The sequence below is a fragment of the Streptomyces sp. NPDC055013 genome, from assembly GCF_053608645.1.
On record NZ_JBSGVW010000006.1, the window covers coordinates 152955 to 169430 of the forward strand.

A 16476-nucleotide genomic window follows, 5' to 3' on the forward strand; every position below is an offset into this window, starting at 1 on the left:
TCGAGGGAGTCGAGACCGTGTCGGAAAACAAAGAACCCCACGTAGCGAAGTTCGTTTACGACTTCACCGAGGGAAACAAGGACCTCAAGGACCTCCTGGGTGGCAAGGGTGCGAACCTCGCCGAGATGACCAACCTGGGGCTTCCCGTTCCCCCTGGCTTCACGATCACGACGGAAGCCTGCAAGGTCTACCTCGACAGTGGCGAGGAGCCCGCGGCACTGCGTGACGAGGTGAGTGCGCACCTCGACGCCCTCGAGTCCCGGATGGGCAAGAAGCTCGGCCAGGCCGACAACCCTCTGCTCGTCTCCGTCCGTTCCGGCGCCAAGTTCTCCATGCCCGGAATGATGGACACGGTCCTCAACATCGGACTCTCCGACAAGTCCGTGAAGGGCCTCACCGAGCAGGCGGGCGACGAGCGGTTCGCCTGGGACTCCTACCGGCGCCTCATCCAGATGTTCGGCAAGACGGTCCTCGGTGTCGACGGCGAGCTCTTCGAGGAGGCCCTCGACAAGGCCAAGGAGGCCAAGAAGGTCACGGTCGACACCGACCTGGAGGCCGCCGACCTCAAGAAGCTGGTCACCGCCTTCAAGAAGATCGTGAAGAAGGAGGCCGGCCGGGACTTCCCGCAGGACCCGCGCGAGCAGATGGACCTCGCCATCCACGCGGTCTTCGACTCCTGGAACACCGACCGCGCCAAGCTGTACCGCCGCCAGGAACGCATCCCCGGCGACCTCGGCACGGCCGTCAACGTCTGCTCGATGGTCTTCGGCAACCTGGGCCCGGACTCCGGCACGGGTGTCGCCTTCACCCGTGACCCCGCCTCCGGCCACCAGGGCGTCTACGGCGACTACCTGCAGAACGCCCAGGGCGAGGACGTGGTCGCGGGCATCCGCAACACCGTCCCGCTCGCGGAGCTGGAGACGATCGACAAGAAGTCGTACGACCAGCTGATGCAGATCATGGAGACGCTGGAGAACCACTACAAGGACCTCTGCGACATCGAGTTCACGATCGAGCGCGGTCAGCTGTGGATGCTCCAGACGCGCGTCGGCAAGCGCACGGCGGGCGCCGCCTTCCGGATCGCGACCCAGCTCGTGGACCAGGGCCTCATCGACGAGGCGGAGGCGCTGCAGCGCGTCAACGGCGCCCAGCTCGCGCAGCTGATGTTCCCGAAGTTCGACGAGGACGCGAAGGTCGAGCAGGTCGGCCGGGGCATCGCGGCATCGCCGGGTGCGGCGGTCGGCAAGGCCGTCTTCGACTCGTACACCGCGGTGAAGTGGTCGCGTTCGGGCGAGAAGGTCATCCTGGTCCGCCGGGAGACCAACCCCGACGACCTGGACGGCATGATCGCGGCCGAGGGCATCCTGACCTCCCGCGGCGGCAAGACCTCCCACGCGGCCGTCGTCGCGCGCGGCATGGGCAAGACCTGTGTCTGCGGCGCGGAGGAGCTGGAGGTCGACACCAAGCGCCGCCGGATGACGGTCCCGGGCGGACACGTCGTCGAGGAGGGCGACGTCATCTCGATCGACGGCTCGTCCGGCAAGGTCTACCTCGGCGAGGTCCCGGTCGTCCCCTCTCCCGTCGTGGAGTACTTCGAGGGCCGGATGCACGCGGGCGCCAACGACGCCGACGAGCTGGTCGAGGCCGTGCACCGGATCATGGCGTTCGCCGACCGCAAGCGCAGCCTGCGGGTGCGCGCCAACGCGGACAACGCCGAGGACGCGCTGCGCGCCCGTCGCTTCGGCGCCCAGGGCATCGGCCTGTGCCGCACCGAGCACATGTTCCTCGGTGAGCGCCGCGAGATGGTCGAGAAGCTGATCCTCGCCGACACCGAGGAGGTCCGCGAGGCCGCCCTCGCGGAGCTGCTGCCGCTGCAGAAGAAGGACTTCGTCGAGCTGTTCTCGGCGATGGACGGCCTGCCGGTGACGGTCCGTCTCCTCGACCCGCCGCTGCACGAGTTCCTCCCCGACATCACGGAACTCTCGGTCCGCGTGGCCCTGGCGGAGTCCCGCCAGGAGCCCCACGAGAACGAGCTGCGCCTCCTCCAGGCCGTGCACCGTCTGCACGAGCAGAACCCGATGCTGGGCCTGCGCGGCGTACGCCTGGGCCTGGTCATCCCCGGCCTGTTCACGATGCAGGTCCGCGCGATCGCGGAAGCGGCCGCCGCGCGCAAGAACGCCAAGGGCGACCCGCGCGCCGAGATCATGATCCCGCTCGTCGGCACCGTCCAGGAGCTGGAGATCGTCCGCGAGGAGGCCGACCAGGTCATCGCGGAGGTCGAGGCGGCGACGGGTACGAAGCTGAAGCTCTCGATCGGCACGATGATCGAGCTCCCGCGCGCCGCCCTCACGGCCGGTCAGATCGCCGAGGCGGCGGAGTTCTTCTCCTTCGGCACGAACGACCTCACCCAGACGGTGTGGGGCTTCAGCCGGGACGACGTGGAGGCCTCGTTCTTCACGGCCTACCTGGAGAAGGGCATCTTCGGCGTCTCCCCGTTCGAGACGATCGACAAGGACGGCGTGGGTTCCCTGGTCGCGGCGGCGGCCAAGGCCGGCCGTGAGACCCGCCCCGACCTCAAGCTCGGCGTCTGCGGCGAGCACGGCGGCGACCCCGAGTCGGTCCACTTCTTCCACGAGGTCGGCCTCGACTACGTCTCCTGCTCCCCGTTCCGCATCCCGGTCGCCCGCCTCGAGGCCGGCCGCGCGGCCTCCCAGTCGGTGGGCAGCGACCACCGCTAGGCCGTACGGCCACTCAACTCCGGAGTCGTCTCCTGTCCCCGACCCTCAAGACCGATGGGCGGCGACTCCGGTGCACCAAGAGGGCGGCACCCTGTGCGGGGGTGCCGCCCTCGTTTTGGCGTCCTCAGCTGTCGCAGCCCACCCCGTCGTTGTCCCGGTCCAGGTGTGAGGCGTAGCCGGGCTCGCCTCGGTGGACGGGGGCCGCGCCGGCTGCGCGGGCCTCCGAGCAGTTGGCGTAGTGGACGTCGCCGCCGGAGGAGTCGTCGGCGACGGAGTCGCTGTCTTGCGCGGGCGGCGCCGTGACCGTGGTGGTGACCTTGATTGTCTTCGTGGTGGTCACCGTCGGCGCCGGTTCGGGTTCCTCGGCTGCCGCCGTCGTGGTCGTCGCCGTGACAGTGACCGTGGGCTGAGCTGAGGCTGCGGCCGGCTTCGCCCTGGTGGTCCTCGAGTCCTCGTCCGACGCGCCCGCGCCGATGCCCAGGAAGAAGGCCAGCCCGAGTGCGGGAAGTGCGTAGCGCTTGCGGGCCCACTTGGGAGCCGGGCGGAAGGGCGGCTGCGGCGGCATGGGTGCCGAGGTGTACGGACTGGTCATGTCATCCCCCCACTGGTGGTGCGTGAGGGGATGACCGTAATGCCCGGTGACCAGTTGTGGAGGGAGTGTGTCTGTTTCGTAATCGCTACGTGCGGAACGGGCCCTTCACCTCATACGTGATCCCGCCCGACGAACTCCCGCTCGTGCCCCGCTGGCTGGAGAAGTACAGGCGGGTGCCGTCGGGGGAGAAGGCCGGGCCCGTGATCTCCGAGCCGGACTGGCCGTCGATGCGCAGGAACGGGGCGATGACGTCGGCCGGGGTGATGACGCAGATCTCCATGTTGCCGCCGTCCTCGGCGACGAAGAGGTCGCCGGAGGAGGAGCCGGTGATGTTGTCGACGCCGGTGAGGGGGGCCGTGCCGGAGGTGACGAGGGAGTCGTCGTAGGCCAGCTCGTAGGTGTTCGAGGTCAGGTTGAGCTGCCAGACCCGGTTGTCGCCCTTCGTGGTGAACCAGACCGTGTCGTCGGCGTAGTGGCAGCCCTCGCCGCCGTTGAAGGACTTGGAGCCCGAGACCTGGGAGCGGGTGGCCGTCGGGGAGCCGTCCGGGTCGGGGACGTCGGCCCAGGTGAAGGAGCCCGAGGTGGCGCTGCCCGCGACCATGACCTGGAGGGTGCCGGAGGACAGGTTGCCCCAGGTGGAGGGGATGAAGCGGTAGAAGCGGCCGTTGCTCTCGTCCTCGGTCAGGTAGATCACCTGGCGCACCGGGTCCGCGGCCGCCGCCTCGTGCTTGAAGCGGCCCATCGCGGCACGGCGGACCGCCGCCTGAACGCCCCACGGGTCCGTCTCGTAGACGTAGCCGAGGGACACCTCCTCACAGGACAGCCAGGTGTTCCACGGCGTCTTTCCGCCCGCGCAGTTCTGGCGCGTGGAGGACAGGATGCGGTACGCGGCCGTGATCGCGCCCGTCGACGAGAACTTCACCGCGCTCGCGCCGCCGGAGGGGTTGATCTCGGAGTTGGAGACATAGATCCAGCCACTGCCGTCCGCGTAACACGCCCCGCCGTCAGGGGCGTTGTGCCAGGTGTACGACGTACCGGAGACCGTCTGCCCGGAGCGGGCGATCACGCGGCTGGTGAAGCCGCTGGGGAGTCTGATGCCGTTGGTGTCGGGGGAGCCCAGTGCCCCGTAGGGGCCGGTGCCGGGCTGGGCCGGGGCCGCGTACGCGGCGCCGCGCCACAGGGTTCCGCCGAACACGGCGACCGAGCCGCCGAGGACGGCCGCGCGCAGGAGGCTACGACGTTCCACTCTCACTCCAAGAGGTGCCGTACCGCCCCGCCGCCGGTCGACGACGGGGTCGTGCCAGAGGGAGCGGCATGGAACCTAAGGGAGCAGGGTGGACGGGCCGTGGCCGGTTGGTGGCCGTCGGGCGGCGTACCTGGGAGCTGCCCATGGGGGCCGGGTCATGCGCGCAGCGCCGGCACCCCCCGCCTCCGCTGCCCCGGCCGCTCGGTACCCGGCCCGTGCGCCTCGCGCGGCGGTTCCGCCGACGGCAGCCGGACCACCGCGTCCAGACCGCCCGCCGCCGAGGCATGCAGGCTCGCCTCACCGCCGCTCGCGTGCGCGAGCCGATGGACCAGCGAAAGGCCCAGCCCCGTACCGCCCTTGGGGGCACCCGGCGCGCGCCAGAAGCGGTCGAAGGCGCGGGCACGCTGCTCCGAGGTCATGCCGGGCCCCTCGTCGGTGATGTGCAGGTCGACCCAGGCGGGGCGGGCATCGCGCAGGGCGCGGCGGAGCGGCACATGGAGCCGTAGCTCGATGGCGACGGTGCTGTCGGGCGGGGAGGCGCGCAGGGCGTTGGAGAGCAGGTTGTCCACGATCTGCTCGACCCCGCCCGGCACCGCGAGGACCGGCCCCACACTGCCCGCGAACAGGACGAGGGAGACCCGCTGCTGCTCGAACAGCGGCAGCCAGGTGCGGTGCCGTTCCGCGCAGACCGCGCCCACGTCGACCGGGGCGGGCGTCGCGGAGTCCTCCTCCAGGCGGGCCATCGCCAGCAGCCCCTCGACCATCCGCGCGAGCCGGTCCGTCTCCGTCACGGCGGCGGTGAGGCTGCCGATGCCGCGGTCCGAGACGTTCGGCTCCAGGTTCTCCAGCCGCAGCCGCAACGCCGCGAGCGGGGTCTTCAGCTGGTGCGACGCCTCGCCCGCGAACGCCCGCTGGGCGGCGAGGAGATGAGCGAGCCGGGCCGCCGTACGGTTGAACGCGGCGGCCAGCCGGCGGACCTCGGGCGGACCCTTCGTCATCGTCACCGGACGGGCCCGCCCGCCCTCCGCCAGCTCATGGGTGGCGCGCTCCAGTTCACGGATGGGACGGCCGGCCCAGCAGGCGATGGCGAACCCGACCACCGCGACCGCGGTGAGGACCCCGAGTCCGCCGAGGCCCAGCAACAGCCAGACGTGACGGACGCGTTCGTGCACCGTCCGCGTCGGCAGCGTCAGCCACACGGCACCCTGCATCCGCTCGTCGCGCATGACCGGCCCGGCGACCGAGAGGTACTCGACGCCGCCGATGGTCGAGGTACGGACGTCCACGGTGGACGTGCCGCGCAGGGCGGCCGCGATACCGGGGCGGGAGGCGAGGTTGGACGACATCACCGCGGCCCGCGGATGCGAGGTGGCGAGCAGGGCGCCCGAGGCGTCCACGATCACCACCTGCCCGCCGATGCGCTCGGCGCAGCGCACCACCCGGCGCGGCAGATCCCGCTCGGCACGGCCCGCGCTGAGGGACAGTGAGGCGTACGCGGACACCGATTCCGCCTCGTCCTTGGCCGCGCTCACCACCCGCTCCCGCTCGCTGCGCGAGTAGACGAAGCCCAGCGGGATCTCCAGGCAGACCAGGACGAGCGCGGCGAGACTGAGGTAGCTGAGCAGCAGCCGACGGGTCATGGCGAGGACACCTGCGGCCCGCCCGGCTCGGTCTGCACCGCCAGCCGGAAACCGACTCCGCGCAGGGTCTGGATCCAGGCCGGGTGCCCCAACTTCTTCCGCAGCGCGGCGACATGGACGTCCAGCGTCTTGGTCGGGCCCTCGTAGTGCGGGTCCCACACGCGGTCCAGGATCTGCTGCCGTGAGTAGACCGCGCCGGGATCCTCGGTCAGCAGCGCCAGCAGCTCGAATTCCTTGGGGGTGAGGGTGACGGGGATCTCGCCGACCCAGACCTGACGGGTGCGGCGGTCGACGACGAGGGGGCCGGGGGCGTACGAGGGTGAAGGGGCGGATTCCTCGTACGACGGGCCCGGCGCGGTCTCGCGCGACAGGGGTGCGGATGGCGGGGTGACCGCCGACGAGGCCGCCGCCTCCGCACGCAGCCGCTCCACCAGCGCTTCGGTACGTCCACGCTCGACCGACGCCGCTCTGTCCACCGACGTCGCCATATCCATCGGCGCCGCCGTACCGACCGGCTCCGCCACCGCCTCCGTGCGCTGCGTCCGCCGGGTCACGGCCCGCACCCGCGCCACCAACTCCCGCACACTGAACGGCTTCGCCAGATAGTCGTCCGCCCCCAGCTCCAGTCCGAGGACCCGGTCGGCCTCCTCACCCCGCGCGCTCAGGATGATGACCGGCACGTCCGAGACCCGCCGGATGCCCCGGCACACATCGATGCCGTCCATGTCCGGCAACCCGAGGTCGAGCAGGACGACATCGCCGTACGGCCTCCTCAGTCCCTCGGCACCGGTGGTCACGTGATCCACCGTCAGGCCGAAGTGGCCGAGGCCCTCGGCGAGCGGTTCGGCGATCGTCTCGTCGTCCTCGATGAGCAGCACTCGTATGCCCATGCGTCCTGTCTCTCCGTGAATTTGCATTCTCTGCCCTGACGTCGACACGCTACAAGAAACAAGCGCTTGCAGGGAGTTGCGACAAAGAATGTCCAATTGCTGGACGCGCTCTGGCCTTTACTTAACCTTCCTCTGGCGCGGGCTCCTCTACGGTGCTGTGAACTGGCCGAACTCCCCACCATGGAGGCATCGTTGAAGGCGTTGCTGGACCGAGCCCGTTCGTTCAAGCGGCGGGTCGATTTCGAGACCGTTGAATACCGGAAACTGGCCGAAGGGCAATATCCCGAGGCGCTCTTCATTACCTGCTCGGACTCACGGGTCATACCCGCCCTGATTACCGGCGCACGGCCCGGAGAGATATTCGAGCTGCGAAACGCGGGCAATATCGTGCCGCCGTACGGCAGCCCTGGTGCCTCCGGCGAGGCGGCCACCATCGAGTACGCACTGGAGGTGCTCGGGGTTCAGGACATCATCGTGTGCGGTCACTCACACTGCGGTGCGATGGGCGCGCTGAAGTCCGGCGACGACCTGTCCGCGCTGCCGGGGGTGGACGCGTGGCTGCAGCTGGCCCGTCCGGAACTGGCGCAGGTCCTGACGGCCGCCTCCGACGACCCGTCGCTGCCGGACGTGGCCCAGGGCAACGTCGTCAACCAGCTTGCCGTACTGCGGACTTACCCGGTGGTGCGGCAGCGGCTGGACGGGGGGCGGCTGCGGCTGCACGGCTGGTACTACGAGGTCGACACCGGGCAGGTGCACGAGCTGGAGGACGACGGCCGGTTCCGGGTGCATGCCGGATGAGCGGGGCGCATGCGCGCGGGCGTACGCGCACGAAGGTGAGCATGCCGGGGATCGGGGGCGCCGCGAAGTCGCCGCCGGACAACGGGGTGAGCGGGGGTGGCGCCAGGGCGTCGGGCGACGGGGCCGTCGGGGGCGCCAGGAGTGCCGTCAAGTCCTCGGGGGGCGGGGCCGCCGGGGGCGAGAAGCTCGACCTCGCCAACGAGATCACCGCTTCCCTCGTCGTCTTCCTCGTCGCCCTCCCTCTCTGCATCGGTGTCGCCGTGGCATCCGGCGTCCCCGCTGAACTCGGGATCATCTCCGGGGTGATCGGCGGCCTGGTCGTCGGCTCGGTCCGGGGCAGCACGCTCCAGGTCAGCGGGCCGGCCGCCGGGCTCGCCGCGCTGGTCGCGGAGACGGTGCTGGAGCTCGGCGTGGCGATGCTCGGCGTGATCGTCCTGTTCTCGGGCATCCTGCAGATCGTCCTCGGCGTCGTACGCCTCGGCCGGATGTTCCAGGCGATCTCCATCGCGGTGGTTCAGGGCATGCTGGCCGGTATCGGCCTGCCGCTGATGTTCAGCCAGGCCTACCCGGTGGCCGACGCCAAGGCCCCCGGCACGCCGATCGAGAACATGGCGGGCATCCCGGGGCTGTTCGCGGACATCCTCACCGACCCCCAGGCGATGATCGCCACGCTGCTCGGCGTCGCCACGATCGTGCTGAGCTTCCTGTGGAAGAAGGTGCCGGGCCCGGCGAAGAAGGTCCCGGCCGCGCTCGTGGCGGTCGGCATCGGCATCGCGGTCGCCGCGCTGCCCGGCGTGGACGTGAAGACGCTCCAGGTCGGTAATCTGCTGGCGTCGGTGCAGGTGCCGGGAGCCGCGCAGTTCGCGGGCCTCGCGGACCCCGCGGTCATCTCGGCCATCCTCACCTTCACGGTCATCGCCTCGGCGGAGAGCCTGTTCACCGCGGCCGCCGTGGACCGTATGCACAGCGGCCCGCGCACCCGCTACAACACCGAACTCGTCGCCCAGGGCGCCGGCAACACCGTCGCGGGCATCCTCGGCGCCCTCCCGGTCACCGCGGTCGTCGCCCGCAGCTCGGCGAACGTCCAGGCCGGCGCCAAGACCCGCATCTCCCGTACCCTGCACGGCCTGTGGCTGCTGGCGTTCGCGCTGCTGCTGCCGCAGGTTCTGGCCCTGATCCCGATCTCGGTGCTCGCGGGCGTCCTCGTGCACAGCGGCTGGAAGCTGTTCGCGCCGGACGAGTTCCCGAAGATGTGGCGGCAGGACCGGGGCGAGTTCTTCGTGATGACGACGACAACGCTGGTCATCGTGGCGACCGCGCTGCTGGAGGGCGTCCTCATCGGCCTCGCGGCCGGGATCGTACTGGCCGCTCTGCGGATGTCCCAGACCGTGATCCGGCAGCACGTCGAGGACGACACGGCGAAGGTCGTCATGGCCGGCAACGCCACCTTCCTACGGCTGCCGCAGGTCATCGAGGCACTGGAGAGCGCAGCCGCCTCCGGCAAACCCCGCATCCGCCTCGACCTGACCGGCGTGACCCATCTGGACCACGCCTGCCGCAACCAGGTGGAGGAGTTCACGGCGCAGCAGCGGGGGCTGGGGCTGCGGGTGGAGCTGCTGATGCCGGGACCGGCCAAGTCGGAGGCGTCCGCGGCCGTGCCGCCCCGGCCGACGGCCACCGCCGACACGGCCCCGCTGCCGGGGCCCGGGGCCGAATGGTTCTACCTGGACACCCGGCCCGTGCGCGACGGCCACGGCGACCCTGCCGAGCGCTCGCCCCTCGTGCGCTGAGCACGTGCATGCGGTGGCCCTGATGCGATACCCCGGCATGCGGTGATCCCGCATACGGAGAGCTACCTTCCGGTCACGTCACGTTCGCATCACGGGTCCTTCATAACTCCTCCGCAACTGCGGCCCCTGGCTACGTTCGTCACCTCACGCACGACCAGGGAAGGACCCTCCCGTGAACCTGCTCCACAAGCCCGGCGCCACCGTCGTCGCCGCGCTGGCCGCCCTGCCGGCCACCGCCGCTGCCCATGACGGTGACCACCCGTTCAAGAACTGCACCGAGGCCTACGCCAGCGGGTACTCCGACATCCCGGAGGGCGACAAGCACTACGGCTCCCACCTCGACCGGGACGGCGACGGCCTCGGCTGCGACAGCCCGCCCTCGGACTTCGTCCCCGCCGACGACGGGGAGTCGGAGGGCGGCGCGGCTCCGTCCGCCGACGACACCTCCGACGAGACCACCGGGCAGGACGGCACCGACCTCGCCGCGACCGGCGGCGACGACAGCACCCCGTACCTGGCGGCGGGCGGCGCGGCCGCTCTGCTCGCCGGTGGCGGGGTGCTGGTGGCGGTGCGCAGGCTGCGCCGGACGGACGCCCGCTCGTAGGCTGGGCCGGAGCCGTCCACATCCGGAAGGAGCTCCTCATGCCCGGCTGGAGCGCACAGCACATCCCCGACCAGGGCGGCCGCGTCGCCGTCGTCACCGGTGCCAACAGCGGACTCGGGTACGTCACGGCGCGGGAGCTGGCTCGGAAGGGCGCCCGGGTGGTGCTCGCGTGCCGGAGCGAGGCGCGGGGCGCGGCGGCCGAGGCGCGGATGGTCTCCGAAGTGCCTCAGGGGCACGTCGAGTTGCGGCGACTGGATCTCGGGGACCTGGGCTCCGTGCGGGAGTTCGCCGCGTCCTTCCCGTACGACCGTCTCGACCTGCTCGTGAACAATGCCGGCGTGATGGCGTTGCCGTACGGCACCACGGCGGACGGCTTCGAGACGCAGTTCGGGGTCAACCACCTGGGGCACTTCGCGCTCACCGGGCTGTTGCTGCCCGCGCTGCTGGGTGTGCCCGGCGCGCGGGTGGTGACCGTCTCCAGTCCGCTGCACGCACTGTCCAACATCGACATCGACGACCTCAACAGCGAGCAGCGGTACCGGCGCTGGATCGCCTACGGCCGGTCCAAGAGCGCCAACCTGCTGTTCACGCACGAGCTGGCGCGCAGGCTGGGGGCGCAGGGGGCGGACGTGGTGGCGGCCGCCGCTCATCCCGGGTACGCGGACACCAACCTCCAGACGGCAGGGCCGCGGATGGCCGGGAGCCGGGCGAGCGAGTGGTTCGCCCGCCTCGGCAACCGTGTCTTCGCCCAGCCCGCCGAGGCCGGCGCCCTGCCCACGCTGTACGCCGCCACCGCCCCCGACGTCCGCCCCGACTCCTTCACCGGCCCGTCGTCCTTCGGCGGCCGGCGCGGCTCACCCGCCCCGTCCCGGCGTGCGCCCTGGACCCGCAACGACCGTGCGGGAGAGCTGCTTTGGGAGGCTTCCGAGCGGCTGACCGGGGTGGTGTACGACGACCTGAAGGTGTGAGCGCGAGGCCACCTTCACGAGGCCACCTCCACGAGCCCCGCTACCCGGCGGCCCGCACCTCGTACGCAGTCACCCGCACTCCCTCGTCGTCCAGACACTGCCCGGTCTCCAGGTCGAAGCGCTGCTTCAGGAGCGGCGAGGCCACGAACGGCCGGCCCTGGTGGGTGCCGGTCAGGCCGCGGGAGAGGACCGCGGCGCCGCCGAACGGGTCGCGGTTGTCGATGGCGTACAGCCGGCCGGCGCGGTCGCGGAACAGGGCCACCTGGCCGCCGTTCGGCAGCAGGGCCGCCACGCCGCGGCCGGGGAGCAGGTGGGTGAGGTCGCAGACCGTCAACCAGTCCGTGTCCAGGCGCACTTGGACCTTCAGGTCGGTCGTCTCGGGTGCCAGGGTCATCGCTGGGCGCTTCCTTCCAGGGGGCGGTGGCCGATGGTCAGCAGCGGCAGGTCGGGCTTGACCTGGTCGCGCTCGGGGACGAAGCCGACGACCGGGTCGGGGGTGTCGGGGGCGTTCACGAAGGACACGAACCGGGCCAGCTTCTCGGGGTCGTTGACGGTCTCCGACCACTCGTCGCGGTAGTTCGCGACATGGGCCGTCATCAGGGACTCCAGTTCCTCGCAGATGCCGAGGGAGTCCTCCACGACCACGTCACGTACGTGGTCCAGGCCGCCGGGGATCCGCTCCAGCCACACGCTCGTGCGCTCCAAGCGGTCCGCGGTGCGGATGTAGAACATCAGGAAGCGGTCGATCAGGCGGATCAGCTCCGCGTCCGACAGGTCCTGGGCCAGCAGGTCGGCGTGGCGCGGGGTCGCGCCGCCGTTGCCGCCGACGTAGAGGTTCCAGCCGTTGGCCGTGGCGATCACGCCGAAGTCCTTCGACTGGGCCTCCGCGCACTCGCGCTGGCAGCCGGACACCGCCGACTTCAGCTTGTGCGGCGAGCGCAGGCCCCGGTAGCGCAGCTCCAGGTCGATCGCCATCCGCACGGAGTCCTGGACGCCGTAGCGGCACCAGGTCTGCCCGACGCAGGACTTCACCGTGCGCAGCGACTTGCCGTAGGCGTGGCCGGACTCGAAGCCGGCGTCCACCAACCTGGCCCAGATGAGCGGGAGTTGCTCCACCCTCGCGCCGAACATGTCGATACGCTGGCCGCCGGTGATCTTCGTGTAGAGACCGAAGTCGCGGGCGATCTCGCCGATCACGATCAGTCCCTCCGGGGTGATCTCACCACCGGCGATACGCGGTACGACCGAGTACGAGCCGTTCTTCTGGATGTTGGCGAGGAAGTGGTCGTTGCTGTCCTGCAGCGCCGCCTGCTCGCCGTCCAGGACATAGCCGCTCGCGCCGATCGTCGGAGCGAGCGAGGCGATGATCGACCCGACCGTCGGCTTGCAGATCTCGCAGCCGTCGCCGCCCCGGGCGCCGTCACGGCCGTAGCGGTCCAGCAGGTCCTGGTAGGTGTTGACGCGCAGGGCGAGGACGATCTCGTACAGCTCCTCGCGGGTCTGCGAGAAGCAGCCGCACAGGCCCTTGTCGACCTCGACGCCGGACGCCTCCAGCTCGGCGGTGACCAGCTGGCCGAGGACCTTGACGCAGGAGCCGCAGCCCGTGCCGGCCTTGGTGCACTTCTTCACCTCGGGCACGGTCGTGCAGGAGTGCTCCGTCACCGCACCACGGATCGTGCCCTTGGTGACGTTGTGGCAGGAGCAGATCACCGCCTCGTCCGGCAGGGCGGACGGGCCGAGCTGGGCGGGGGCGCCGGCACCGGCGGGCAGGACGAGCGACTCGGGCGAGACCGGCGGCACGGAGCCGGTGAACGCCTTCAGCGTGCCGTACGCGTCCGCGTCGCCGACCAGGATGCCGCCGAGCAGCGTGCCGTCGCGGCCGATGACCAGCTTCTTGTACAGGCCGGCGCGGGAGTCGGAGTACACGACGTCCAGGCAGTCGTCGGCGGTGCCGTGCGCGTCACCGAACGAGGCGACATCCACACCGAGCAGCTTCAGCTTCGTCGACAGGTCGGCGCCGACGAAGGCGGCCTCGTCGGAGGCGATCGTCGCCGCCGCCGTCTCCGCCTGCTCGTAACCGGGGGCCACCAGGCCGTACACCCGGCCGTCCGACGCCAGCGCGCACTCGCCGATCGCGAACACATGCGGGTCGGCGACCGTACGGCACTGTTCGTCGACCGTGATGCCGCCGCGCTCGCCGACGGTGAGGCCGCAGTCGCGGGCCAGCTGGTCGCGGGGGCGGACACCGGCGCTGAACACCACCATGTCGGTGGCGAGTTCGGAACCGTCGGACAGCTTCATGCCGGTGACGGCACCGTCCGCGTCGACGACGATCTCCTGCGTGCCGACACCGGTGTGGACGCTCAGGCCCATGTCCTCGATGGTGCGCAGCAGCGCCGCGCCACCGCCCTCGTCGACCTGCACCGGCATCAGCCGCGGCGCGAACTCCACGATGTGCGCCTCGACACCGAGTCCCTTCAGCGCACCGGCGGCCTCCAGGCCCAGCAGACCGCCGCCGACCACGGCACCGGTCGTGGCCTTCGTCTTCGCGTACTCCTCGATCGCGAGCAGGTCCTCGATCGTGCGGTAGACGAAACAGCCGGCGGCGTCCTTGTTCGGGACCGGCGGCACGAACGGGTACGAGCCGGTGGCGAGGACGAGGGCGTCGTACGCGAAGACCTGGCCGGACGCGGCCGTGACCTGCCGGGCCGCGCGGTCCACGGAGAGCGCCGGGTCACCGATGTACAGCTCGATGCCGTGGTCCTTGATGAACTCCATGTCGGTCATGGAGAGGTCCTCGGGCGTCCTGCCGGAGAAATAGGAGGTGAGCGCGACGCGGTCGTATGCCGGACGCGGCTCCTCGCACAGCACGACCACGCGGTGTGTGGCGGTCAGGCCGCGCTCGGCGAGCGCCTCCAGGAAACGCTGGCCGACCATGCCGTGGCCGACGAGCACGATCGTGGGGGTGGCCTCCGTGGCCTCCGGGGTGGCGGTCATCAGGAGCCTCCATCGTTGGTGAGCAGGTGGAGCAGCGGGGCGTCGTCGGGGAGCGGCTCTGCTCCCTCCCAGGCGCGGGCGAGCGCGCCGACGGTGCCGAGTTCGCCGACGAGAACCCCGCCGACCAGGCGGTCGTCGCGGACGACGACCTTGCGGTAGGTGCCGCGGGTGGCGTCGGTCAGCTGGACGACGTCGTCGCCCGGCCGGGCCTCCGTCTCGCCGAACGCGGCGAGGTCGAAGAACCCCTCACCGGCCAGCGTCAGCCGGGTCAGCGCCCGGGTGCCGGTGTAACGGGCGGTGCCGTCGCCCGCCAGCAACTCGGCCAGGACGTCGGCCTGTTCGAGCGCGGGTGCGGCCAGTCCGTACACGGTCCCGGCGTGCTGCGCGCAGTCACCGACGGCCCGGATGTGCGGGTCGGACGTACGGAGCTCGTCGTCGACGACGATCCCCTTGCGGACGTCCAGTCCCGCGAGCTGCGCGAGGCCCGCGCGGGGGTGCACCCCGCAGGCCAGGACCACGAGGTCGGCGTCGAGGGCGTATCCGTCGGCCATCTCCACCGAGCGGACCGCGCCGCCGACGCAGCGCACGTCACGCACGCGCAGGTCGGTGTGCACCTCCACACCGAGGTCGACGAGATGGCGGCGGACCAGCTTCGAGGCGGGCGGGTCGAGTTGCCGCTCCATCAGCCGCTCGGACTGCTGGGCGAGTACGACCTGCGCGCCGCGCAGCGCGAGGGCACGAGCCGCGGAGACCCCGAGGAGCCCACCGCCGATCACGACCGCCCGGACACCGGGACGTACGGCCTTGGACAGGCCCAGGCAGTCGTCCATGGTCCGGAACGCGTGCACACCCTCCGGCAGCACGTGGTCCGGCGTGAACAGACCGCGCAGGGGCGGCAGCACCGGGTTCGAACCGGTGGCCAGGACCAGCGTGTCGTATGCGATCTCCGACCCGTCCGCGAGGTGTACGGCTCGCACCTCGCGGTCGATGCCGGTGACCCGGCCACGCGTGAGCTCCGCCGGCGCCGGGAGGGCGATCACGTCGGGGCTGTACCGTCCGGCCAGCACCTCGGCGAGCAGCACCCGGTTGTACGGGCGATGCTCCTCGTCGCCGACGAGCGTCACGGGCGTGCCGAGCTCGCCGAGCCGCCGGGCGAGCCGTACGCCCGCGAGGCCGGCGCCGATCACCACCACACGCGTATTCGAGGTCATGGCGTCGAGCGTGCGGTGCGGGTGTTTCCCGACCGCATCACGTCTGTTTCCCACGGGGAACGCTGCCCTCAGCGGGGGCGCGGGGCCGGTGTGAGGGTTCGGGGGGCGCGAAGGGGGCGGCCTGTGAGATCGGTCCGGTGCCGTTGCCCGAACCTCAGATGCTCCTCATGTACATGGACGGCACACGCATCGTCTGCCTAGGGTCGCGATCATGCCCGACATATCGCTGACCATGGTCGTCGTCCTGTGCCTCGCGGCCCTCGCGGCCGGCTGGATCGACGCCGTGGTCGGTGGCGGCGGCCTCCTGCTGCTCCCGGCCCTGCTGCTCGGCCTCCCGGCGAGCACCCCGGCCGCGTACGCGCTCGGCACCAACAAGGCGGTCGCGATCGTCGGCACCTCGGGCGCCGCGGTGACGTACGCCCGCAAGGCACCCGTGGACGTACGGCTCGCCGTACGCATCGGTCTCGCGGCGCTCGCGGGCTCCTCCGGCGGCGCCTTCTTCGCGGCCGGCATGAGCACCGAGGTGCTGAAGCCCGTGATCATGGTGGTGCTGCTCGCCGTGGCCGCCTTCGTGATCCTGCGCCCGGCGTTCGGCACGGCACCGGCGACGGGCCCGGCCTCCCACCGCCGGACCCTCGCCGCGATCGGCCTGGCCGGCCTGGGCATCGGCTTCTACGACGGGCTGATCGGCCCCGGCACCGGCACGTTCCTGGTCCTCTCCCTCACCGCGATGCTCCACCTCGACCTCGTCACCGCCTCCGCCACCGCGAAGATCGTCAACTGCTGCACCAACGCCGGTGCGCTCGCCACCTTCGCCTGGCAGGGCACGGTCCTGTGGCAGCTCGCCGCCGTGATGGCCGTCTTCAACCTGGCGGGCGGCACGCTGGGAGCCCGTACGGCACTGAAGAAGGGCAGCGGATTCGTGCGGGCGGTGCTGCTGACGGTGGTGTTCGCGCTGGTGGCGAAGCTGGCGTACGAGCAGTGGCTGGCCTAGCTGCAGGC

At 71.2% G+C, this 16476-nt stretch carries 13 protein-coding genes; 6 read left to right on the forward strand and 7 right to left on the reverse strand.

What is annotated here, in order from left to right:
- The first annotated feature begins 17 nt into the window (after positions 1-17).
- On the forward strand, positions 18-2738 hold the full coding sequence (gene ppdK, locus ACWGDB_RS10440) for a pyruvate, phosphate dikinase (RefSeq protein ID WP_453822063.1): 2721 nt from the start codon (positions 18-20) through the stop codon (positions 2736-2738).
- Between the two features lie 124 nt (positions 2739-2862).
- Here ppdK and ACWGDB_RS10445 read toward each other — a convergent pair whose 3' ends face one another.
- The 4 genes from ACWGDB_RS10445 to ACWGDB_RS10460 all read right to left on the reverse strand — a co-directional run bounded on the left by ACWGDB_RS10445 (position 2863) and on the right by ACWGDB_RS10460 (position 7106).
- Complete coding sequence (locus ACWGDB_RS10445) at positions 2863-3330, reverse strand: excalibur calcium-binding domain-containing protein (RefSeq protein WP_453822064.1); 468 nt, start codon at positions 3328-3330, stop codon at positions 2863-2865.
- Between the two features lie 85 nt (positions 3331-3415).
- Positions 3416-4576, reverse strand: coding sequence for an alkaline phosphatase PhoX (locus tag ACWGDB_RS10450; RefSeq protein ID WP_453822065.1), 1161 nt, complete (start codon positions 4574-4576; stop codon positions 3416-3418).
- Positions 4577-4731: 155 nt separating this feature from the next.
- Entirely contained in the window at positions 4732-6216 is a 1485-nt protein-coding gene (locus ACWGDB_RS10455; RefSeq protein ID WP_453822066.1) for a sensor histidine kinase, read from the reverse strand.
- On the reverse strand, positions 6213-7106 hold the full coding sequence (locus ACWGDB_RS10460; RefSeq protein WP_453822067.1) for a winged helix-turn-helix domain-containing protein: 894 nt from the start codon (positions 7104-7106) through the stop codon (positions 6213-6215). The genes ACWGDB_RS10455 and ACWGDB_RS10460 overlap by 4 nt, the downstream gene beginning before the upstream one ends.
- A gap of 192 nt (positions 7107-7298) precedes the next feature.
- On the opposite strand from ACWGDB_RS10460, the gene ACWGDB_RS10465 reads away from it, so the two are divergent.
- From ACWGDB_RS10465 to ACWGDB_RS10480, 4 genes are all read left to right on the forward strand, one after another.
- The gene (locus ACWGDB_RS10465) at positions 7299-7904 is read left to right on the forward strand and encodes a carbonic anhydrase (protein ID WP_383597573.1); all 606 of its coding nucleotides are present in this window, start codon (positions 7299-7301) and stop codon (positions 7902-7904) included.
- Positions 7905-7945: 41 nt separating this feature from the next.
- The gene (locus tag ACWGDB_RS10470) at positions 7946-9694 is read left to right on the forward strand and encodes a SulP family inorganic anion transporter (RefSeq protein ID WP_453822068.1); all 1749 of its coding nucleotides are present in this window, start codon (positions 7946-7948) and stop codon (positions 9692-9694) included.
- A 172-nt stretch (positions 9695-9866) separates the two neighbouring features.
- On the forward strand, positions 9867-10298 hold the full coding sequence (locus ACWGDB_RS10475; protein WP_453822069.1) for an LAETG motif-containing sortase-dependent surface protein: 432 nt from the start codon (positions 9867-9869) through the stop codon (positions 10296-10298).
- 38 nt (positions 10299-10336) lie between these two features.
- Complete coding sequence (locus tag ACWGDB_RS10480; protein WP_453822070.1) at positions 10337-11266, forward strand: oxidoreductase; 930 nt, start codon at positions 10337-10339, stop codon at positions 11264-11266.
- A 40-nt stretch (positions 11267-11306) separates the two neighbouring features.
- Here ACWGDB_RS10480 and nirD read toward each other — a convergent pair whose 3' ends face one another.
- From nirD to ACWGDB_RS10495, 3 genes are read right to left on the reverse strand one after another with little or no spacing between them, the layout of a single operon-like run.
- Positions 11307-11660 (reverse strand): nitrite reductase small subunit NirD, encoded by a 354-nt coding sequence (gene nirD, locus ACWGDB_RS10485; RefSeq protein ID WP_453822071.1) that lies wholly within the window; start codon positions 11658-11660, stop codon positions 11307-11309.
- Positions 11657-14263 (reverse strand): nitrite reductase large subunit NirB, encoded by a 2607-nt coding sequence (gene nirB / locus ACWGDB_RS10490; RefSeq protein ID WP_453822072.1) that lies wholly within the window; start codon positions 14261-14263, stop codon positions 11657-11659. The genes nirD and nirB overlap by 4 nt, the downstream gene beginning before the upstream one ends.
- On the reverse strand, positions 14263-15474 hold the full coding sequence (locus tag ACWGDB_RS10495; RefSeq protein WP_453822073.1) for an NAD(P)/FAD-dependent oxidoreductase: 1212 nt from the start codon (positions 15472-15474) through the stop codon (positions 14263-14265). Before ACWGDB_RS10495 ends, nirB begins: the two co-directional genes overlap by 1 nt.
- A 211-nt stretch (positions 15475-15685) precedes the next feature.
- Here ACWGDB_RS10495 and ACWGDB_RS10500 point away from each other — a divergent pair, with 211 nt between their 5' ends.
- A complete protein-coding gene (locus tag ACWGDB_RS10500) occupies positions 15686-16468 on the forward strand; it encodes a sulfite exporter TauE/SafE family protein (RefSeq protein ID WP_453822074.1) in 783 nt (260 codons plus the stop codon).
- Positions 16469-16476 lie beyond the last annotated feature (8 nt).